The organism is Bacillus sp. TE9106W, from assembly GCF_054062215.1.
Genome location: NZ_JBSSFA010000003.1, coordinates 298,451 through 317,643, shown reverse-complemented (window position 1 = coordinate 317,643; position 19,193 = coordinate 298,451). Strand labels below are relative to the sequence as shown.

General features: G+C 34.3%; 20 protein-coding genes and 1 pseudogene. 18 read left to right on the top strand and 3 right to left on the bottom strand.

The features are described from left to right. Positions 1 to 259: 259 nt before the first annotated feature. From ACVWY7_RS08055 to ACVWY7_RS08035, 5 genes are all read left to right on the top strand, one after another. Positions 260 to 1,477 carry a substrate-binding domain-containing protein gene (locus ACVWY7_RS08055; protein ID WP_000062029.1) on the top strand — a complete coding sequence of 406 codons (1,218 nt, stop codon included), beginning with the start codon at positions 260 to 262 and terminating at the stop codon, positions 1,475 to 1,477. An 88-nt stretch (positions 1,478 to 1,565) separates the two neighbouring features. After that, complete coding sequence (locus ACVWY7_RS08050) at positions 1,566 to 2,339, top strand: ABC transporter ATP-binding protein (RefSeq protein ID WP_000149329.1); 774 nt, start codon at positions 1,566 to 1,568, stop codon at positions 2,337 to 2,339. Beyond that, the gene (locus tag ACVWY7_RS08045; protein ID WP_001196705.1) at positions 2,317 to 3,018 is read left to right on the top strand and encodes a branched-chain amino acid ABC transporter ATP-binding protein; all 702 of its coding nucleotides are present in this window, start codon (positions 2,317 to 2,319) and stop codon (positions 3,016 to 3,018) included. The genes ACVWY7_RS08050 and ACVWY7_RS08045 overlap by 23 nt, the downstream gene beginning before the upstream one ends. A 21-nt stretch (positions 3,019 to 3,039) precedes the next feature. Continuing rightward, on the top strand, positions 3,040 to 3,900 hold the full coding sequence (locus ACVWY7_RS08040; RefSeq protein WP_000382802.1) for a branched-chain amino acid ABC transporter permease: 861 nt from the start codon (positions 3,040 to 3,042) through the stop codon (positions 3,898 to 3,900). Positions 3,901 to 3,949: 49 nt separating this feature from the next. Then, on the top strand, positions 3,950 to 4,903 hold the full coding sequence (locus tag ACVWY7_RS08035; RefSeq protein ID WP_033681826.1) for a branched-chain amino acid ABC transporter permease: 954 nt from the start codon (positions 3,950 to 3,952) through the stop codon (positions 4,901 to 4,903). 61 nt (positions 4,904 to 4,964) lie between these two features. Here the strand turns inward: ACVWY7_RS08035 and ACVWY7_RS08030 are convergent, their stop codons facing one another. Next, positions 4,965 to 5,753 (bottom strand): LysR family transcriptional regulator, encoded by a 789-nt coding sequence (locus ACVWY7_RS08030; RefSeq protein WP_073522897.1) that lies wholly within the window; start codon positions 5,751 to 5,753, stop codon positions 4,965 to 4,967. A gap of 120 nt (positions 5,754 to 5,873) precedes the next feature. Between ACVWY7_RS08030 and ACVWY7_RS08025 the strand changes: the two genes are divergently transcribed. The 11 genes from ACVWY7_RS08025 to ACVWY7_RS07975 all read left to right on the top strand — a co-directional run bounded on the left by ACVWY7_RS08025 (position 5,874) and on the right by ACVWY7_RS07975 (position 16,480). Continuing rightward, positions 5,874 to 6,419 (top strand): DUF4865 family protein, encoded by a 546-nt coding sequence (locus ACVWY7_RS08025; protein ID WP_073522898.1) that lies wholly within the window; start codon positions 5,874 to 5,876, stop codon positions 6,417 to 6,419. A gap of 41 nt (positions 6,420 to 6,460) precedes the next feature. Further along, the gene (locus tag ACVWY7_RS08020) at positions 6,461 to 6,868 is read left to right on the top strand and encodes a tautomerase family protein (RefSeq protein ID WP_001117243.1); all 408 of its coding nucleotides are present in this window, start codon (positions 6,461 to 6,463) and stop codon (positions 6,866 to 6,868) included. 1 nt (position 6,869) lies between these two features. Beyond that, positions 6,870 to 7,193: a carboxymuconolactone decarboxylase family protein gene (locus ACVWY7_RS08015; protein WP_000980849.1), complete on the top strand. Its 324-nt coding sequence runs from the start codon at positions 6,870 to 6,872 to the stop codon at positions 7,191 to 7,193. Positions 7,194 to 7,350: 157 nt separating this feature from the next. After that, on the top strand, positions 7,351 to 7,794 hold the full coding sequence (locus ACVWY7_RS08010; protein WP_001205522.1) for a MarR family winged helix-turn-helix transcriptional regulator: 444 nt from the start codon (positions 7,351 to 7,353) through the stop codon (positions 7,792 to 7,794). Positions 7,795 to 7,914: 120 nt separating this feature from the next. Beyond that, entirely contained in the window at positions 7,915 to 8,970 is a 1,056-nt protein-coding gene (locus ACVWY7_RS08005) for an LLM class flavin-dependent oxidoreductase (RefSeq protein WP_456523740.1), read from the top strand. A gap of 613 nt (positions 8,971 to 9,583) precedes the next feature. Continuing rightward, positions 9,584 to 10,987 carry a cytochrome ubiquinol oxidase subunit I gene (gene cydA, locus ACVWY7_RS08000; RefSeq protein ID WP_000448889.1) on the top strand — a complete coding sequence of 468 codons (1,404 nt, stop codon included), beginning with the start codon at positions 9,584 to 9,586 and terminating at the stop codon, positions 10,985 to 10,987. Next, positions 10,974 to 11,990, top strand: coding sequence for a cytochrome d ubiquinol oxidase subunit II (gene cydB, locus ACVWY7_RS07995; protein ID WP_016088315.1), 1,017 nt, complete (start codon positions 10,974 to 10,976; stop codon positions 11,988 to 11,990). The genes cydA and cydB overlap by 14 nt, the downstream gene beginning before the upstream one ends. Continuing rightward, positions 11,990 to 13,705, top strand: a complete 1,716-nt coding sequence (gene cydD, locus ACVWY7_RS07990) for a thiol reductant ABC exporter subunit CydD (RefSeq protein WP_105989506.1) — start codon at positions 11,990 to 11,992, stop codon at positions 13,703 to 13,705. Before cydB ends, cydD begins: the two co-directional genes overlap by 1 nt. Positions 13,706 to 13,707: 2 nt before the next feature. Beyond that, positions 13,708 to 15,432 carry a thiol reductant ABC exporter subunit CydC gene (cydC, locus tag ACVWY7_RS07985; RefSeq protein WP_000073475.1) on the top strand — a complete coding sequence of 575 codons (1,725 nt, stop codon included), beginning with the start codon at positions 13,708 to 13,710 and terminating at the stop codon, positions 15,430 to 15,432. 289 nt (positions 15,433 to 15,721) lie between these two features. Beyond that, the gene (locus ACVWY7_RS07980) at positions 15,722 to 15,943 is read left to right on the top strand and encodes a hypothetical protein (protein ID WP_000459100.1); all 222 of its coding nucleotides are present in this window, start codon (positions 15,722 to 15,724) and stop codon (positions 15,941 to 15,943) included. A 90-nt stretch (positions 15,944 to 16,033) separates the two neighbouring features. Then, on the top strand, positions 16,034 to 16,480 hold the full coding sequence (locus ACVWY7_RS07975) for a DUF6376 family protein (RefSeq protein ID WP_000695190.1): 447 nt from the start codon (positions 16,034 to 16,036) through the stop codon (positions 16,478 to 16,480). 143 nt (positions 16,481 to 16,623) lie between these two features. On the opposite strand, the pseudogene ACVWY7_RS07970 reads toward ACVWY7_RS07975, so the two are convergent. Continuing rightward, positions 16,624 to 16,761: pseudogene (locus tag ACVWY7_RS07970) on the bottom strand (LD-carboxypeptidase); the annotation flags it as partial. A 212-nt stretch (positions 16,762 to 16,973) separates the two neighbouring features. On the opposite strand from ACVWY7_RS07970, the gene ACVWY7_RS07965 reads away from it, so the two are divergent. Both ACVWY7_RS07965 and ACVWY7_RS07960 read left to right on the top strand, forming a co-directional pair. Next, complete coding sequence (locus tag ACVWY7_RS07965; RefSeq protein WP_000825876.1) at positions 16,974 to 17,927, top strand: D-alanyl-D-alanine carboxypeptidase family protein; 954 nt, start codon at positions 16,974 to 16,976, stop codon at positions 17,925 to 17,927. A gap of 244 nt (positions 17,928 to 18,171) precedes the next feature. Beyond that, entirely contained in the window at positions 18,172 to 18,774 is a 603-nt protein-coding gene (locus ACVWY7_RS07960) for a nitroreductase family protein (RefSeq protein ID WP_001991648.1), read from the top strand. A gap of 47 nt (positions 18,775 to 18,821) precedes the next feature. On the opposite strand, the gene ACVWY7_RS07955 is transcribed toward ACVWY7_RS07960, so the two are convergent. Then, positions 18,822 to 19,043, bottom strand: a complete 222-nt coding sequence (locus ACVWY7_RS07955) for a hypothetical protein (protein WP_078387003.1) — start codon at positions 19,041 to 19,043, stop codon at positions 18,822 to 18,824. Positions 19,044 to 19,193: the final 150 nt, after the last annotated feature.

Here is a 19,193-nt window from a genome sequence, read left to right as displayed (position 1 = left end):
AAAAGACTAACTTAAAAAATAAGTTAGTCTTTTTGTATGGTCATTACTGAAATGAAACAGTATTTTCAATTGGATTGCAGAATATATATTGATTGTATGTCCGTTTCCATTACATAGGAAGGTGATTATATATTTGTGCCGAATGTAGAGGGTACTACAAGAGTTTTCCATTATCTATCGAATTAGTTAGTCATGATTACGGACAGGGGATTTTGGCGTGTTTGATTCTATCAGAAAGTAAAGTATGGGGAGGATCACAATGTCGATGAAAAAACGTAAATGGCTAAGAGTGATGGCTACTGGTTGTGTTTTAGGTTCACTATTAATAACGGCAGCTTGTTCAGGAAAGAAAACAAGTACAGAGGATGAGAAAACGATTAAGGTAGGTGTTCTTGCATCATTAACAGGTCCATTAGAATCATATGGAAAACAAACAGTGAACGGATTTGAATTAGGATTAGACTATGCGACGGATGGAACTGGGAAAGTGGAAGGGAAGAAGATTAAATTTGTTGTAGAAGATACGGAAACGAAAGCTGATGTAGCAGTTAAAAAAGCTACGAAATTATTAGAAGAAGAGAAAGTTGATTTTTTAGTCGGATCGTCTAGTTCAAGTGATACATTAGCGGTTTTACCACTAGCTGAAGAGTACGAAAAAATAATGGTTGTAGAACCAGCAGTGGCGGATAGTATTACCGGAAATAATTGGAATAAGTATGTTTTTAGAACAGGAAGAAGCTCTTCGCAAGATGCGATTGCAGGAGCAGCTGCAATCGCAAAAAAAGGTGTAAAGATTGCGACATTTGCCCCAGATAACGCTTTTGGTCGTGAAGGGATTGCTGCATTTAAAGCTGGAGCGAAGAAATTAGGTGCAAATATTGTAAACGAGCAATATGCAGATACAAATTCGACTGACTTCACTGCAAATATTCAAAATATCATTAGTTCAAAACCAGATTATTTATTTATCGTTTGGGCAGGGGCAAATTCACCTTGGAAACAGTTGAAAGATATGAATGTGGAAGCACAAGGTATTAAAATTTCTACGGGTGCACCAGATATACCGGCATTAAAAACGATGGATGCATTAGTAGGAATGCAAGGCTTTTCTGTTTATTATCATACACTCCCGAAAAATAAGGTGAATGATTGGTTAGTGGAAGAACATAAAAAACGATTTAATGGTACGGTGCCAGATTTATTTACAGCAGGTGGAATGTCAGCGGCAATTTCTATTGTAGAAGCTTTAAAGAAATCAAAAGGAGATACAGATGTAGATACGTTGATTAAGAAAATGGAAGGAATGGAATTTGATACACCGAAAGGAAAGATGAAGTTTAGAGAAAAGGATCACCAAGCGATGCAGACGCTGTATTCTATCACGTTGAAAAAGCAAGATGGTGTTGACTATCCAGTGCCAGTGTTAGAGCGAGAATTAACGATGAAAGAGACAGAGCCACCAGTTCAAAATAAATAGACTGAATTTTCTGTTGTTTTTGTATAAAGAGGGGATTCCCTCTTTATACGTATTTTTTTCATACTTAAAGCTTTAAAGGGGGGGTTTCATGACGCATTTGCTTGAAACGAAAAATCTTAGCGTATCTTTTGGTGAACATCACGTTATTAAGGATGTGAATGTAACAGTACAAAAAGGAAAGCTTATTTCCATTATTGGACCAAACGGTGCAGGAAAGACAACATTATTTAATTTACTTAGTGGACAAATTCCTCCAACGAAGGGTGAAGTATATTTTAAAGGACAAGACATTACAAAGTTATCAATTTCAGATCGAACACGCTTAGGAATCGGTCGCTCTTTTCAGCTTACAAACATATTCCCAGAATTAACGGTACTTGAAAATGTCCGTTTAAGTGTTCAATCATTCGTACAAGATTACTATAGTTTTTTCCCGAGTCCAGCAAAATTAAAGCAACAAGTTGGAGAGGCGAGACGTTTCTTAAAAACAGTATTACTTCATGAGAAAGAGAACGTATTAGCGAAAGATTTGGCACATGGAGAGAAAAGAAAGCTAGAACTTGCGATGTTATTAGCTTTAAAAACGGATGTGTTATTACTTGATGAGCCGACTGCAGGTATATCGGTTGAGGAGGTACCGGCTATTTTACAAGTGATTGAAAATATTAAAAAACATCCAGAGAGTACGATTGTACTGATTGAACACAAAATGGATATGGTACTAGGTTTGTCAGACCATCTTATCGTTTTATTCCATGGAGAACTATTGGCTGAAGGATTACCCGAAGAGATTATGAAAGATGAGCGTGTACAAAGTGCTTATTTAGGGGGATTATATAGTGGCACTATTACAAGTGAATAATATAGAGACGTATTTAGATCAGTTTCATATTTTACAAGGGGTATCGCTTACTGTTGAGAAAGGGACGATTACTGTACTGTTTGGGAGAAATGGGGCAGGAAAGACTACGACATTACGTTCGGTTATGGGATTTCACCATATCGCACATGGTGAAATTTATTATGATCGTACACAAGTAAATGGATTATCTACACATTTAATTTCAAGAAAAGGAATAGGGTATGTACCAGAAAATCAGGGTATTTTTCACGATCTGACAGTAGAAGAAACATTCGCTCTTGCTAGAGGTAAGGGTGAAGAAGCGGAAGAAAAAATAGAATGGATGCTTGAACTATTTCCAGATTTAAAGCAATTTTGGCACAAAAAAAGCGGACTCTTAAGCGGGGGACAGAAGCAAATGTTAGCAATTTCAAGAGCATTTATTAATAGTGATGGTTTACTACTTATTGATGAGCCGAGTAAAGGCTTGTCTCCTATTATGATAGAAAAATTAATGATAGCTATTTTGAAAATGAAGGAGAAAACAACAGTTTTACTCGTTGAACAAAATTTTATGATGGCTAGTCAAATTGGTGATTACTTTTATATTATGGATAATGGAAAAATTGTTCATAACGGTTTTATGCATGAATTAAAAGAGGATAAGGAAATGTGTCAAAAATATTTAGGAATCTCTTAACATGAATCCGGGGTGAGAAGGATGGATGTGTTAATCAATTTATTTGTAAATGGGATTTCAACAGGGATGCTCATTTTTTTATTAGCGTCAGGTCTTTCGCTTATTTTCGGTTTAATGAGTGTTCTAAACTTTGCACATGGTGGTTTATTTGCGTGGGGAGCCTTTACAGGTGTTTGGTTATTTAATATGACAGGTAGTTACGTATTAGCGTTAACTGGAGCAATAGCTATGGGGATGTTTCTTGGCTTCATTTTAGAAAGATTCCTTATTAGACCGGTGTATGGAAATCATGTTCGCCAGCTTCTTGTGACACTTGGAGGAATGCTTGTACTAAGTGAATGCATTAAAGTATTTTGGGGCCCTAATCCAATTGGTGCAAAATTACCGTTATGGCTACAGGGAAGTTTTACATTCGGAGGCGTTATATTAATTAAATATCGTCTATTTGTTATTTTAATTGGGATTATCATTTACGTTGCCTTACTAGTATTGCTCAAAAAAACAAAGATAGGTCTTATGATACGAGCTGGTGTAATGGATAAAGAGATGGTTCAAGCGCTCGGTATTAATGTAAAAGCGATATTTTCTTTCGTCTTTTTATTAGGAGCAGGGATGGCTGCCTTAGGTGGCTTCTTATTAGCACCATACTCAGGTGTTATTTTTGCCGAGATGGGTATGCAGTATGCAATTTTAGCGTTCATAGTAGTAATTATTGGAGGGTTAGGGAGCGTACAAGGTTCAGCAATCGCGTCTTTAATTGTCGGATTAGCTGGTGCTTTTACAGCGTATTTTATACCGGATTTATCACTTGCAATCAATATGTTAATGCTACTGTTTTTCTTAATCGTGAAGCCAAATGGACTTGTTGGTGAAAAGGGGTGAAATGGTGAACAGCACATCAAATCGAATTAAAGTATACTTCGGAGTATGCATGCTCATTTGTTTAAGTGTATTTCCATTCGTAAATGATTCACGGAGCTTGTTAATTTTGTTCACTCAAATCTTCATCTTTGCTATTTTTGCAATGAGTTTTGATGTATTGCTTGGGTATACAGGGATTGTATCGTTTGGTCATTGTATGTTCTTTGGAATAGGAGCATATGGCGTAGCGCTTTTATTTGATCGGCAAGGAGTATCCATAACGAACTTTTTAATAGGGATAATAGCTGCAATTATCATTTCAGCAATGGTTAGTTATATAATCGGTTTGCTTTCTTTACGGCTGAAAAGTCATTTTTATGCAATGTTAACACTTGCTATTTCACAGTTGTTTTTCGTACTTGCTGAAAAATGGCGTGGGCTCACTCACGGAGGGGATGGTTTTACATTTGGTGTACCAGACGTATTCCGTGATCGCTTTACGTTTTATTATGTAACACTTATATGTTTACTTATCATTTTTGTTCTGTTACGTCTTTTCACAAAATCTTCTATTGGAAAAGTATTAAAGGCAATTTCACAAAATGAGCAACGTGTTGAAGCACTAGGATATAAAGTTCTTCACTATAAAATTATTGCTAGTGTTGTTGCAGGAGTAGTAGCTGCGATAAGCGGTGGTTTATTTGTTATTACTTTACGATTTGTTAATACAACTGTATTTTCAATTGAAATGACATTAAATGCATTATTGATGACGATGATTGGAGGCGTTGGAACGTTAATTGGAGCAATTGCTGGAGCTGGAATTATTGAATCCCTAAAATATTATTTATCAGAACTAGCTACAGAGTATCCGATTTTTGAACGATGGACAATTATTCTTGGTTTACTGTACATTATCGTATTGCTAGTTTTCCCGAAAGGATTAGTTGGCACGGTAAAGGGTTTGAAGAATATGAAACGGAATAAGAAGGAGAAAAGTGCAGAAGTGGAGCAAAACGTGTGAAAAATCGATTGTATAAAATATGAAAATCCCTCTTTTAGATTCGTAAAGGAGGGATTTTTTATTAATTAAATAATTCATCAGGGATGTGTTTTAAAGAGTTTTGATTTGTGAAAAAATGGACAGTTAATTTCTCAATTTGAACATCTTCAATTGGTACCAATTTATCATTATTAATCGGTAAAAAGGCTATGCCTTTTCCGTCCTGAATATACTCTTCCATAAGCGAATAAGAATCTAGTTGTTGAAGTTGACGCTGAGATAAATTATTTTCTTTTAGAAATTGAATGGTCTTATTTCTAAAAGGGCACTTTTTGTCATTGCTAACGAAGAAGAGTTCCTTTGAATAGTCAACAGTACACTTTTCTATCGCTTTTAATAAACCGATAGAAATTGAAGTGGAAAATACTTTTTTAAACGCTGTGTCCGGGTAATCCTCATAAGTAATGACCATATCAACTTTTTGTTGCTGCAGTAATTTTTGCAAATGACTACTATTTTCTACATATATTTGATAATTCCTGAAATTTTCTTTAATGCGCTTACTTACATAATTAGTCAAAATCGATTGTGACGTCGCGATTATATAAGAAGAACCACACATTTTAATTTTATCTTTCGCTTCTTCTACTAGCGTTAATATTTGATTTGTGTAGTCTAGTAAAATGTCACCAGAAGGTAACAACGAAACGCCTTTGTTATCTCTATGTAGTAAAGGTGTTTCTAATTCTAGTTCTAATTTTTTGATTCGCTCAGTTACGTTTGGTTGAACATATCCTAACTCTTTCGCAGCTTTACTAATAGAACCTTCGCTAGCTACAGTTTTGAATATAATAAGATCATTTATTTCCATTTATCACAGCTCCTTATACGATATCATTATAAATGATACCAAGCATAAGTTATACCTATTTTACGTTAGTCAGTCATCGCTTTATCATTATGTATATAGGATAGAAAGTGAGTGATAAACATGATTGGAATGCAATATAAGGTCATTTTGCCAAAGGATTATGACATGGAGATTATAAAAAAAAGGGTAAAGGATAATGGGCATAAAACGGATGGCTTTCAAGACCTAAATTTTAAAGCTTATTTAATTACTGAGGCAAGTAAAGACGGAAATTTCTGTAACTGTTATGCGCCTTTATATATTTGGAATGGTCATGAAGGAATGAACAAATTTATCTTTGAAGGGTATTACGATAATATTTTACAATCGTTTGGGTGGCAACAAATAAATATAGGTGTTCCATTAGTTGTTAATTTAAGTGATGATTTTAAAAAGAGTAGATATGTTGTTGAATATGAAGGAAGTATTTTACAAAGCGAATCGTTGGTTGGTACGCAATTAAATATAAGAAATGAAAATGTACAAAACATAGAGAAATCTGTAGGAAATGTAATGGTTTATAATCCGGATAAATGGGGATATAGTAGGTTTAGTTTTTATAATGAAAAGCCTGAAATAGTAAAGGACAATGTTAGTATTTATGAGATTTTGCACATTTCACAATGATATCTTGTTGAATGCTAAATTAAGTAAAGGGGTGAAAATATATGCCTTTTGTGAATGTTTATTATCATGAAAATATATTAAATGAAGAAGAGTTGAAAAAGATAGGTGAATGTATTCATCTTTCATTAATTGAACATTTTAACATCCCTGAAAATGATTATTTTCAAATGTTTTTACCTTATCAACAAAATCAATTTTTATATGATCCATATTATTTATTAGAAAGAGGAGAAAAGAGAACAGAGAATATGATGTATGTTTCTATTACATGTGGACCGGGAAGAACGATAAAACAGAAAAGTGATCTGTATCAATCGATATCCTCGAAGGTTTCTGAATGTTCTAGTATAAAAAGTGCAAATATTTTTATTACGGTAAATGAGACATCTGCAGAAAATTGGTCATTTGGTCAAGGAATGGCACAATTGGTAAAAGTGAAGGGGGAGTGAAATGATGAATGAATCCATTGAATATTGTATTCAAGAGAAAATGAGAGAAAAGGCACCTGCATTTGCTCATTATAGTGAAAAAATATTGTTCGAGAAAGTGTGGCGGGATGACACTTTAACATTAAGAGGAAGGAGTTTATGTACAGTGTCGGTATTAATCAGTCTTGGTAATACAGAACAATTACCATTTCATTTGCGACTGGCAAAACAAAATGGAATTAAAGAAAATGAAATGATTGCATTAATAACACATATGGCTTTTTATGTTGGTTGGCCCAAAGCAGTAGGCGCTTTACATATAGCAATGAATGAAATGAAAAGTTAAGAATAACGATAAGAAAGAATTCATTTAAACATGAATTCTTTCTTATCGTTATGTATGCAATACTCTATCTAATGAGATATTTTTCACTTTTTCTCTTGCTTTTTTATCACTTGCGTAGTAAAGTGATAGTAAGATTCACGATAGGAAGTGATCAAACATGCGTGATAATACGATTGGATCATTAATATGGTTACGTTTAATACGATTTACGAATCAAAGTAATCAGATGTCAAATGAGTTTTTAAAACGTTTTGATTTAACGACTGCTCAATTTGATGTGCTGTTGCAAATACGTACGTATCAGCCACTAACACAAATGGAGTTAGCTGAAAAGGTAACTGTTACACAAGGCGGTATTTCTCGAATGTTAACTCGTCTTGAAAAAGAAGGATATATTGTACGAAAACAAGATTGGAAGACGAAAACAATTAGTCTTACAGAGCAAGGAGAAGCAGCTTTAGAGAGAGCATTGCCAGAGCAACTTGCATTTCAATCATCTTTTTTTGATGATGTATTAAATGAAGAAGAACAGAAAATATTATACGAGCTAATGACGAAAGTTCATAAGCATAGTGAAAAAAAAGAATTACCGAAAGAGTAATTTTTTTTACACCATCAATTGACTAATCAAGTGAAGTTATAGACAATAGGAAAATACATTTGACTTACAAACGTTTTTAAAAGAGAAACTAATAACACTTTATTAAAGGAGAGAGTAATGATGGAAAAATACCGTATGGATACAAGTAAAGGGATGGAGTTTGGATTATATTCGATTGGGGATCATGTTTTAAATCCGCATAATGGAGAGAAAATTAGTGCGGAACAAAGAATTCATGAATTAATTGAAACAGCTAAGTTAGCAGATGAAGCTGGACTTGATGTATTTGCTGTCGGTGAAAGTCATCAAACGCATTTTACAACGCAAGCTCATACAGTTATTTTAGGAGCTGTTGCACAAGCAACGAAAAATATAAAAATTGCAAATTCAGCAACGATAATAAGTACATCTGATCCGGTACGAGTATATGAGGACTTTGCTACAATTGACTTAATTTCTAATGGACGTGCAGAAATTGTGGCTGGTCGTGGATCACGTATTGGAGGATATAGTTTACTTGGTTATGACGTAAATGATTATGAAGAGTTATTTGAAGAGAAGATGGATCTTTTATTAAAAATTAATAAAGAGGAACATGTAACATGGAATGGACAGTTTAGAGCACCGCTTGCACATGCATCGGTTATTCCAAGAGCTAAAAATAATAATTTACCAATTTGGCGTGCAGTTGGTGGCCCACCAGCTAGTGCGATTAAAGCGGGACGCGCGGGTGTACCAATGATGATAACAACACTAGGTGGTCCAGCTATTAACTTTAAAGGATCAGTAGATGCTTATCGTGAGGCTGCTGCGCAAAGTGGATTTAATCCAGCAAGCTTACCAGTTGCAACAACGAGTTTATTTTATACAGCAAAAAATTCACAAGATGCATTTAATGAATACTATCCTCACATTAATGCTGGTATGCTTACACTGCGCGGTGGTGGATATCCGAAACAACAATTTACAAATGCAGTAGATTATCGTGATGCATTAATGGTTGGTAGTCCGCAACAAATTATTGAAAAAATGCTTTACCAATATGAATTGTTTGGACAACAACGTTTTATGGCACAAATTGATTTTGGTGGTGTACCACTTAATAAAATTGAGAAAAATATCGAACTAATTGCTACTGAAATTTTACCGGCTATTAGAAAACATACAGCAAAATAATTTGAAAAATACCGAGAGTCTAATCGATTCTCGGTATTTTTTTATGTATTGATTTAGTTTGAAAAAATGACAAAAAAACGAATTTTCAGTATAGAGAGAGGGTGTTTTCTATTTTTGAATAACATTATTTTGTGTTTGAATTTTAAAAATACATTTTTCTCTTGACAAAAAAACAACTAAAATCTCTGTTGATTTAGAGGACATTTTTTCAAGAAAAAGTCAAGTGTATAAAGAGAAAAACGATTGTTTTATTGATATGAAAGTAAGTCTTATATTTACAAAATACATTTTATTAATGAGAGGAATTTAATTCAAAAAAATGACAAAAGACATATTTCAGACAAAATGATGTCAATAATACGTCAAAAATCAGCTGAATTTACTATGCAGGTATATTATACAATTCGATTAACGGATAAAACACTACTGAAATAGTGAAAAGGTAAATTTTATGAGAAAGTTCTTTTGAAATTATCTTGAAAACTGAAAATTTATATTTTCTAAAAGTACATAAACAAATTTATCTTTCTATATTTCTAAGGATTGAGTTGTTTTATGAATACAACTCAATTGAAATTACGATATCAAAAATTATGAAGGAAGTGATTGTAGTATGGAAACGCTCGAATTGGCACGAATACAATTCGCATCAACAACGATTTTCCATTACTTTTTTGTTCCGCTGTCTATTGGTTTAGCTTTTATCATTGCGTTAATGCAAACGTTATATGTAGTAAAGGGACAAGAAATTTATAAGAAGATGACGAAGTTTTGGACGCAAATATTCCTTGTTAACTTTGCGGTAGGTGTAGTAACTGGTATTTTACAAGAATTCCAGTTTGGTATGAACTGGTCAACCTATTCACGCTTTGTAGGTGATGTGTTTGGTCCATCACTTGCGATCGAAGGTTTATTAGCATTTTTCATTGAGTCTACATTCTTAGGTTTATGGGTATTCGGTGAGGATAAATTACCGAAGCGCATTCACCTTTTATGTATTTGGCTCCTTTCAATTGGAACAATGCTATCAGCGTTTTGGATTTTAACTGCAAGTGCATTTATGCAATCGCCAGTAGGATATGAAATGGCAGCAGATGGACGTGCACAAATGAATGATTTCTTAGCAATTATTCAAAACCCACAATTATGGGTACAATTCCCGCATACAATTACAGCGGCAATTGCAACTGGTGCATTCTTTATTGCAGGTGTGAGTGCATGGAAAATAACGAAAGCGCAAGAAACTGAAGTGTTTAAAAAATCATTCCGCATTTCTATCATTGTTGGAACACTTACAACTGCGCTAGTATTATTCTTCGGTCATGCGCAAGCGCAACAATTAATTAAGACACACCCAATGAAAATGGCAGCAGCTGAAGCGTTATGGAATACGAGTGAGGATCCAGCGCCATTTACAGTATTTGCGAAAATTGATGCAGAGAAGCAAGAAAACTCGTTTGAAATTCAAATCCCTTATATGCTAAGTCTATTATCATATGATAAATTTAGCGGTCAAGTAGAAGGAATGAATCAAATTCAAAAGCAATATGAAGAAAAATATGGGCCTGGAGACTATATTCCACCAGTACACACTATGTTCTGGAGTTTTAGAGCGATGGTAATGAGTGGAACATTTATGCTTCTTCTAGGAGCATACGGATGGTTCTTATCAAGAAAAGATCGTTTAGTTGAAAAAAATTGGTATTTAAAAGTAATGGTGTATGCAATTGCACTACCGTTTATCGGTAATACAGTAGGATGGATTATGACTGAAATGGGACGTCAGCCTTGGGTAGTTTTCGGTGTTATGAAAACGGAAGATGCTGTATCTCCAAATGTTACGTTCGGAGAAGTATTATTCTCTTTAGTTTCATTCACATCACTATATTTAATTATAGGTGGAATTACTATTTATTTATTCGTTCGTACTATTAAAGGACATGAGAATAAGAAAGCGAAACAGGATTCTCAAAGCCATGATCCATTTGATAAGGAGGATGAGTATGTTATCTCTTAATGAGTTGTGGTTTATCATTATTGCAGTTTTATTCGTAGGCTTCTTTGTACTTGAAGGTTTCGATTTCGGTGTAGGTATAGTTTCAAGGTTTTTAGGGGAAAACGATTTAGAGAAAAGAATTTACTTAAATACAATTGGTCCATTTTGGCACGCGAATGAAGTATGGCTTGTTTGTGCAGGTGGAGCTATGTTCGCAGCATTCCCGCACTGGTATGCAACTTTATTTAGCGGGTTTTACATTCCGTTTGTATTTATGCTTCTCGCTTTAATTATTAGAGGTGTTTCCTTTAAATTCCGTGCGAAAATAGATAATCATAAATGGAAAGGTTTTTGGGATTGGGGTATGTTTTTAGGAAGTTTACTACCGCCTATCCTTTGGGGAGTTGCCATTGCTAACTTTATGGTAGGTATTCCAATTGATGAGACGAAAAATGCTGTAGGTGGATTCTTACAATTACTACATCCATTTGCATTACTTGGAGGAGTTATGTTCCTTCTGCTATGTATTGTTCACGGATTGCAATTCCTTACTATACGTACAACTGGTAAGTTAAGAGAACGTGCACGTATTGCTGCGTTGAAAATTGCACCGCTTGCAATTATAGCACTTCTAATTTTTGCCGGTGTAGGGTTATGGAAAACAGATATATTCACTGGTCATGGTACAGAGTGGATTATGGTTCCAATCGGAGCTTTTGTAGCATTATGTGCGTCAACATTATTAAATAAAAGAAGAAGAGATGGTTGGGCTTTCGTTATGACGAGTTTAACAATCATTTTACTAAGTGCGAGTGTGTTTGCTGGCATGTTCCCACGTGTCTTAATTAGCTCGTTAGGGTCAATATACGATTTAACAATTTATAATGCAGCATCGGGAGATTATGCACTAAAACTGATGACGTATTTTTCAATTGCTATATTGCCATTTGTTTTGGGAAGTCAAATATGGAGTTTCTATGTGTTTAGACAACCTGTTAAGTCAGATAAAGATTTGGAGTACTAATGAAAAGAAAAAGAGGACTTCCGTCGTACCCTGGTAGCCGAGTTTTATACGTAGTGTTAACAATCATTAGCATTTTAGAAGCTTTTAGTATTATTGCACAAACAGTGTTTTTAGCGCGGGCTATTACGTTTTTATTTCAGGGAGAAACAGTGCAATCTGTGTTAAATGAAACGGTTTATTTTGGAGTCGCGTTTGCAGTACGTCACATGCTAGTTCGAGTATCGCAAATATTAGTGGAACGTTTCGCTGAAAAAACAGGATCGCTACTGCGAAAACAATTAATAGAGGCGTATTTCACATTAGGTCCACGGTATGTTCAAACTGCTGGAACAGGTCATCTGGTTACCTTATCGATAGAAGGTATTGAGAAATTTAAAACATATATTGAATTAACAATTCCTAAAATGATTAGAAGTAGTATCGTACCGGGACTAATTGTACTATATGTTTTTACGCTAGATATTGAGTCTGGAATCATTTTAGTTGTAACGATTCCTATCGTAATTATATTTATGATTCTACTCGGATTAGCAGCGCAGAAAATGGCGGATAGTCAGTATGAGACATATCGTGTACTTTCTAATCACTTTGTAGATACGTTAAAAGGGTTAGAAACATTAAAGTATTTAGGTAAAAGTAAACAGCACGAAGGAAAGATTGAAAAGGTAAGTAAAAGATACAGAAAAGCAACGATGCGTACTTTGCGAGTTGCTTTTCTTTCTTCTTTTGCATTAGATTTCTTTACGAGTTTATCAATCGCATTTGTGGCAGTCGGATTAGGGATACGTTTAATAGATGGGACAATTGTACTATTGCCAGCCCTTACAATTTTAATTTTAGCTCCGGAATATTTTCTGCCAATTAAACAAGTTGGAGCAAATTATCATGCTACGTTAGATGGACAACTTGCAATGGAGCAAATAGAAAAGATTTTACAGCAACAAAAAGAAATAGGAAAGAAAGAATCTAATGTAGATTTAATATGGAATTCATCTAGTAACTTGAAATTACAAGATGTAAAAGTAAAGAGTGATGAATCTGAAAAAGCTATATTAGAGGGAATTGATTTTACTTGGAAAGGCACCGGCGCTATAGGTATAATTGGTGAAAGTGGGGCAGGGAAATCGACGTTAATTGACGTATTAGCAGGATTTTTAACTCCTTCGGGTGGAAAGCTGATCGTAAATGGTGTGAAAATTGACGGGTCTACTCGAGAAGATTGGCAAAAGAATATTGCTTATATTCCGCAGCAACCTTATATTTTTCCGCTTTCATTAAAAGATAACATTTCTTTCTATGAAACAAATACAACTGATGAAGAAGTGGAAAGCGTTATTAATGAAGTTGGTCTTCGTTCGCTTGTTACATCGCTTCCGAACGGGATGCACGAAAGAATTGGAGAAGGCGGACGTATGCTTAGTGGCGGACAAGAACAACGTGTCGCTATGGCGCGTGCACTTTTAAGTAAAAAGCCAATTATTTTATTAGACGAGCCTACGGCACATCTTGATATTGAAACAGAGTTTGAAATAAAGCAAGCGATGTTACGTCTGTTTGAAGGTAAGTTAGTATTTCTTGCAACGCATCGTCTTCACTGGATGAAACAGATGGATCATATTCTTATTTTAAATAAAGGGAAAATGATAGAAAGTGGAACGTATGAAGAGCTTTTAAAGAATGAGGCATTACATTTTCATAGGAAAGAGAGGGGATAGAGATGAGTAACTGGATTAAACCTTATATACAGCAAAATAAAGGTAGAATGACTGTAACTATTTTCCTTGGTCTTCTTGGAGTTAGTTCAGGTGCGATGTTACTTTTCATTTCAGGTTATTTAATCTCTAAATCTGCTCTTAGACCAGAAAATGTAATGGCTGTATATGTTCCTATCGTTGCAACACGTGCGTTTAGTATAGGACAAGCGGTATTTCATTATTTAGAGCGTTTAGTTGGACACGATGTCGTACTACGCATATTAGAAAAAATGAGAACGAAACTATATAGAATAGTAGAACCACAGGCGTTATTTTTCCGTTCGCGATTCCAAACGGGTGATATGTTAGGGGTATTATCCGAAGATATAGAGCATTTACAAAACCTATATTTACGTACAATATTTCCTAGCATATTAGCATTAGTTGTATATAGCATATTCGTACTTGTTATTGGTGCATTTGACGTAGTGTTTGCACTTATTGCAGGGTGTATGCTAGCGATTATCGTTTTTCTTCTTCCATTTATATCATTACTTTTAATGAAGAAACATCATGTTACTTTAAAGCAAGGAAGAAACCGTTTGTACCAACAACTAACAGATGCTGTTTTTGGATTATCTGATTGGCAAGCAAGTGGTAGAAAAGATGAATTCATTGATAAGTATGTAGAACAAAATGATCAGTTGTTAAAAATCGAGAAAAGAATGAAGCGCTGGAATCATATTCGGGACAGTATCATTCAATTAGTAGTAGGGATTGTAGTCATTTCAATGATCATATGGACTGGAAATGAGGCGGCAAGTGAACTGATTGCACCTACTATTATTGCGGCTTTCGTCTTAATGACGTTATCTGTCACAAACGCGCTTATTCCTCTTTCAGATGCCATCGATCGCATTCCATCGTATGTAGAATCTGCTCATCGTCTAAATCAAGTAGAAGGTAAAGATACTTTACAGTATGAAGAGGAATTACATGGAGATAAAGAGTATGTTGCATCAAAACATATAGATATTGAATTAAATCATGTATCGTATAGTTATCCAGATAGCAATGAATTTGTATTGAAAGATGTATCATTACAAATAAAAGCAGGGAAGAAAATCGCCATTTTAGGAAGAAGCGGAACAGGAAAATCAACTTTATTAAAACTGTTAACAGGTGCGCTAAGCCCATTACATGGTGAAGTTTTATTGAATAGTGAACATGCTCACACGAATCTTTTATCAAAATGTATTTCTGTATTGAATCAAAAGCCGCATTTATTCGATACGACAATTGGAAATAATGTGAGGATAGGCAAACCAGAGGCAACAGATGAAGAGATATGGAAAGCTTTAGAGAAAGCACAATTAGCTGCGCATATTGCTTCTCTTCCAGATGGATTACAAACGAAAATGCATGAGATGGGAAAAAGATTTTCTGGCGGGGAAAGACAACGAGTTGCTTTTGCAAGAACGCTAATGCAAGAAGCACCAATCATTGTACTAGATGAACCTACAATCGGTTTAGATCCAAAGACAGAATTATCTTTAATAGAAACAATGTTTTCTGCAACGGAAGAAAAGACAGTAATTTGGATTACGCACCATCTTGTAGGCATTGAGCATGTTGATGAAGTAATATTCCTTGATCGTGGTCAAATTGTGATGCAAGGTAGTCATGAACAACTTCTGAAAGAAAATGAGAAGTATCGACAGCTTTATGAACTTGATAAAGGAATATAGTTTCATTTAGTAGTTGATTTTTTAAAAGTATTCATTCTTCATAAAAAAGAATGAATGCTTTTTATTTATATCCCGCTATTTGCCGGGCAGTAAAACCACACCTCAAAATTCAGGGAAAGCAAAGAAGTTAGGTTAGGGCCTCGCTGTCAGTAAAAAAACAATTGAGAATGACTGATTAAAGCTTCATTTTATGATAGAACAGAGTGTATCTTAACTTGTTATGTTTTAAATTTTGCTGACCAAGGCAATACTGAGCCATAGTGAATGTAAAGTTGGAGGGCGAGCGTATATGTTTGATGAGGATGGGATAGTTTTAATTATGGAACCAGCTGATGAAAGGAACTTGAGGAGATTTATTTTTTCAGTGCCAAAATCAGTGTATGAAAAGAAGGGGCTTACATTACACTACGGAACAGCTATAGGACAAGGATATATGGATATAATTGAAGATATTATTAGCGTACATATAGAAATAGATGTGGTAACTGTAATCGGGCATGTAAGCGGATAAATAGCTATTTGAAAAAAGGTTTTAAGTAATTTAGATAGAAGTTATAATAGAGAAAATTGCAGACAATTATAAGAATGAAGGGAGCCTAAAATGAAAATAAAATCAATTTTATTAGCGTGTATAGTCTCAATTGGATTAATGGGATGTTCACTAGTAGAGGAAGGAAAGAACTCCCTAGATTATGCGCAAAAAGCGACAGACTATGTAAATGAAATAAGTGCATTTGCAAATGATGCACCAGCATTAGCAGAAAAGGCCGTTAATGATAGCGAAGCTCGAAAACAATTAGAAACGAAACTTAGTGAAATTAAACAAGACATACCCGCATTCAATGAATTAACGCCACCTGATGTAGCAAAGGATCTTCATCAGCAAATTGTCGGATATAACGAAAAGTTAAATACGTTAATTGATACGGCGATGACAAAAATAGAAGAAGGAAAAGTGGATGTAGAGCAATTTAAAAACTCTGAGCTTATGCAGACGATAGATCAAGTTCGTGATTTGAAAGAGAAGGTTCAAAATTTAGGACAATAATAAAAAGCTCCGTTTGTGATGAACGGAGCTTTTTTATGTTTTCTAATGGAAAAGTTCAGTATATTTCTTTCCTATAATATAAGAGTTTTTATCACACTGCTTGCCGGGCAGCCCAATTGGTGATGGCTGATTAAAGTTTTATTTTATATCTTCCATTTTTCTAAAATATGTATCGACTTATTGGTTGCATCCATGTTCACTTGAACACCTATAGGCATAGTGATCATCGGATGGGTATGACAACAATCAAAGTCAGCTAGTAAAGGGATTCTTTGATTTTGGAAGTGGCATTTGTATGAATCCCTTCTATTAAATAGTTTAGCCCCGTGAATTTATTGTTGAATATTCTTATATTTCAGTATCATTGTAACATAAATATATTGAAATATAATTGTTATAGATGAATAAATAGACTTTTTATCTTGACGATATAAAGGGAAAGTTGTTATGGTTGAATGTGAGTGTATAAAAGGTTTGCTAAAGGAGTTTTGAAATGAAGCGGTTAAAATGGGGAAGGATAACGATCCTATTAGTAATTATTTTAGGGATATGTTGGTTCTTATTCCAAGGAACTCAAAAGAGTGTAACAAATGTAGAGGGACAACCTTTACAAGTGGCAGAACTACCTAAAACAGGATTAACTGAAAAAGTAGTGCCACCAAAGTATATACCACCGGAAGTTGATGCAAAAGCAGCTATGATTATTGATGCGAGTAATGGAGATATTATTTATCAACATAATGAAAATGAGGCTTTTGCGCCAGCAAGTATGTCTAAGATGATGACAGCATATCTTCTATTAGAAAATGTACATAATGGGAAAGTTCGCTGGGAAGATCCGGTGAAAATGAGTGCGAAAGCGGCACAAACAGAAGGGGCAAGAATCCCAGTCCAAGTGAATGACACATTGACTGTTAAAGATTTGTTCCATGCATTAATGATTGAATCAGCAAATAATTCGGCTGTAGCTTTAGCAGAACATATGGCAAAGACGGAGAAAGATTTCGTTCAGCTTATGAATGCAAAAGCAAAGCAATTAAAAATGTCGGATTATGCAAAATTCGCAAATGCATCAGGACTACAGGAGCCCGATGGAAGTGAGACGAAGATGACAGCTGCTGATGTAGCAAACTTGGCGTATCATCTTATAAAAGATTACCCAGAAATATTAGAAGTGACTCACTTACGTCAAAGTCAGTTAGCATTTAATAATATTAATGTTATAAGTACAAATGATATGTTAAACAAAAATAATAAAGCTTTATATATAGAAGGAATAGACGGATTAAAAACAGGATTCACAGATAGCGCAGGGTATTGTTTTACGGGTACAGCAAAACAAGGTGATACTCGTATTATTACGGTTGTAATGGGAACGAAAGGTAAAACGAAACGTTTTACAGAGACAAATAAGCTAATGACTTATGCATTTGGCTTAGTTAATTAAGTGAAATACTGAGTTGGATCATCATTATATGAAAGGCGATTTATTGTTACGTATTATCAGTAACAATAAATCGCCTTTTTATTTTTAATAGTAGGAAATAAAAAGGTAAAATATGTGAGTGCTATTATTTGAGTTTAGTATTATTTGTTGATAGTATAAAGTTAGAAACTTATTAATGATAAGTTTTGGGGCAGAATATGATGTATACATATGAAAAAGCCTTAAATAACAATTGGAGGGAATTATGATGGCAAAAGATTTTTACTCAGCAATTGAAGACCGAAGATCTATTTATGCGATTAGTAAAGAGCAAGTAGTTTCTGATGAGAAAATTCAAGAAGTGATTTATCATGCTGTAAAACATACACCTTCAGCTTTTAACTCTCAAAGCGCTCGCGTTGTTGTCTTGTTAGGAGAACAACATGATAAGTTATGGGATATTACAAAAGAGACGTTACGAAAAATTGTACCTGAAAATAACTTTGCATCTACTGAAGAAAAAATGAATGCATTTAAAAGTGGTTATGGAACGGTTTTATACTTCGAAGATAATCAAGTAGTGGAAGAACTACAAGAAAACTTTGCGTTATATAAAGATAATTTTCCAATTTGGTCTCAACAATCCTCAGGAATGTTACAATTTGCAATTTGGACAGCTTTAGAAATCGAAGGATTTGGTGCTACATTGCAGCATTACAATCCACTAATTGATGAAGAAGTGAGAAAAGAATGGGAAGTTCCAGAAAGCTGGAAACTCATTGCGCAAATGCCGTTTGGTAAACCAGTGGTACCTGCAGGGGAAAAAGAATTCCAACCATTAGAAAACCGTGTGAAATTTTATAAATAATATAGAAACGATAAAAGGTGAACAGAAATATAATCTGTTCACCTTTTTTATACGTAATAAGGGTTTTTTTGCTCGTTATTTTTCATCTGATGTTTTAATTCGTTTTTACGTGTTTCAATAGTCGATATTTTTTGTAAGGTGATACATGAAACGAATTGAAAAAAAGCATAGTACAGTTCTATATTTTTATCTATAGTATTATCTATTATGTTTTTCATAAATATACCCCCTTTTTTAATCCCACTATTTGCGGTCACTAAGACTTCCATCTTAAAATTCAATATCGATCTGTAAAAGTTCAATTGGCTTCCGTGTAGGATAAATAGAACTTGATTAGATTAAAATGCCAATATATATATGATAATATAAATATCCTGGAAATTCCATAGATAGTGAAAAGTAGGTAATAAAATGTGTAT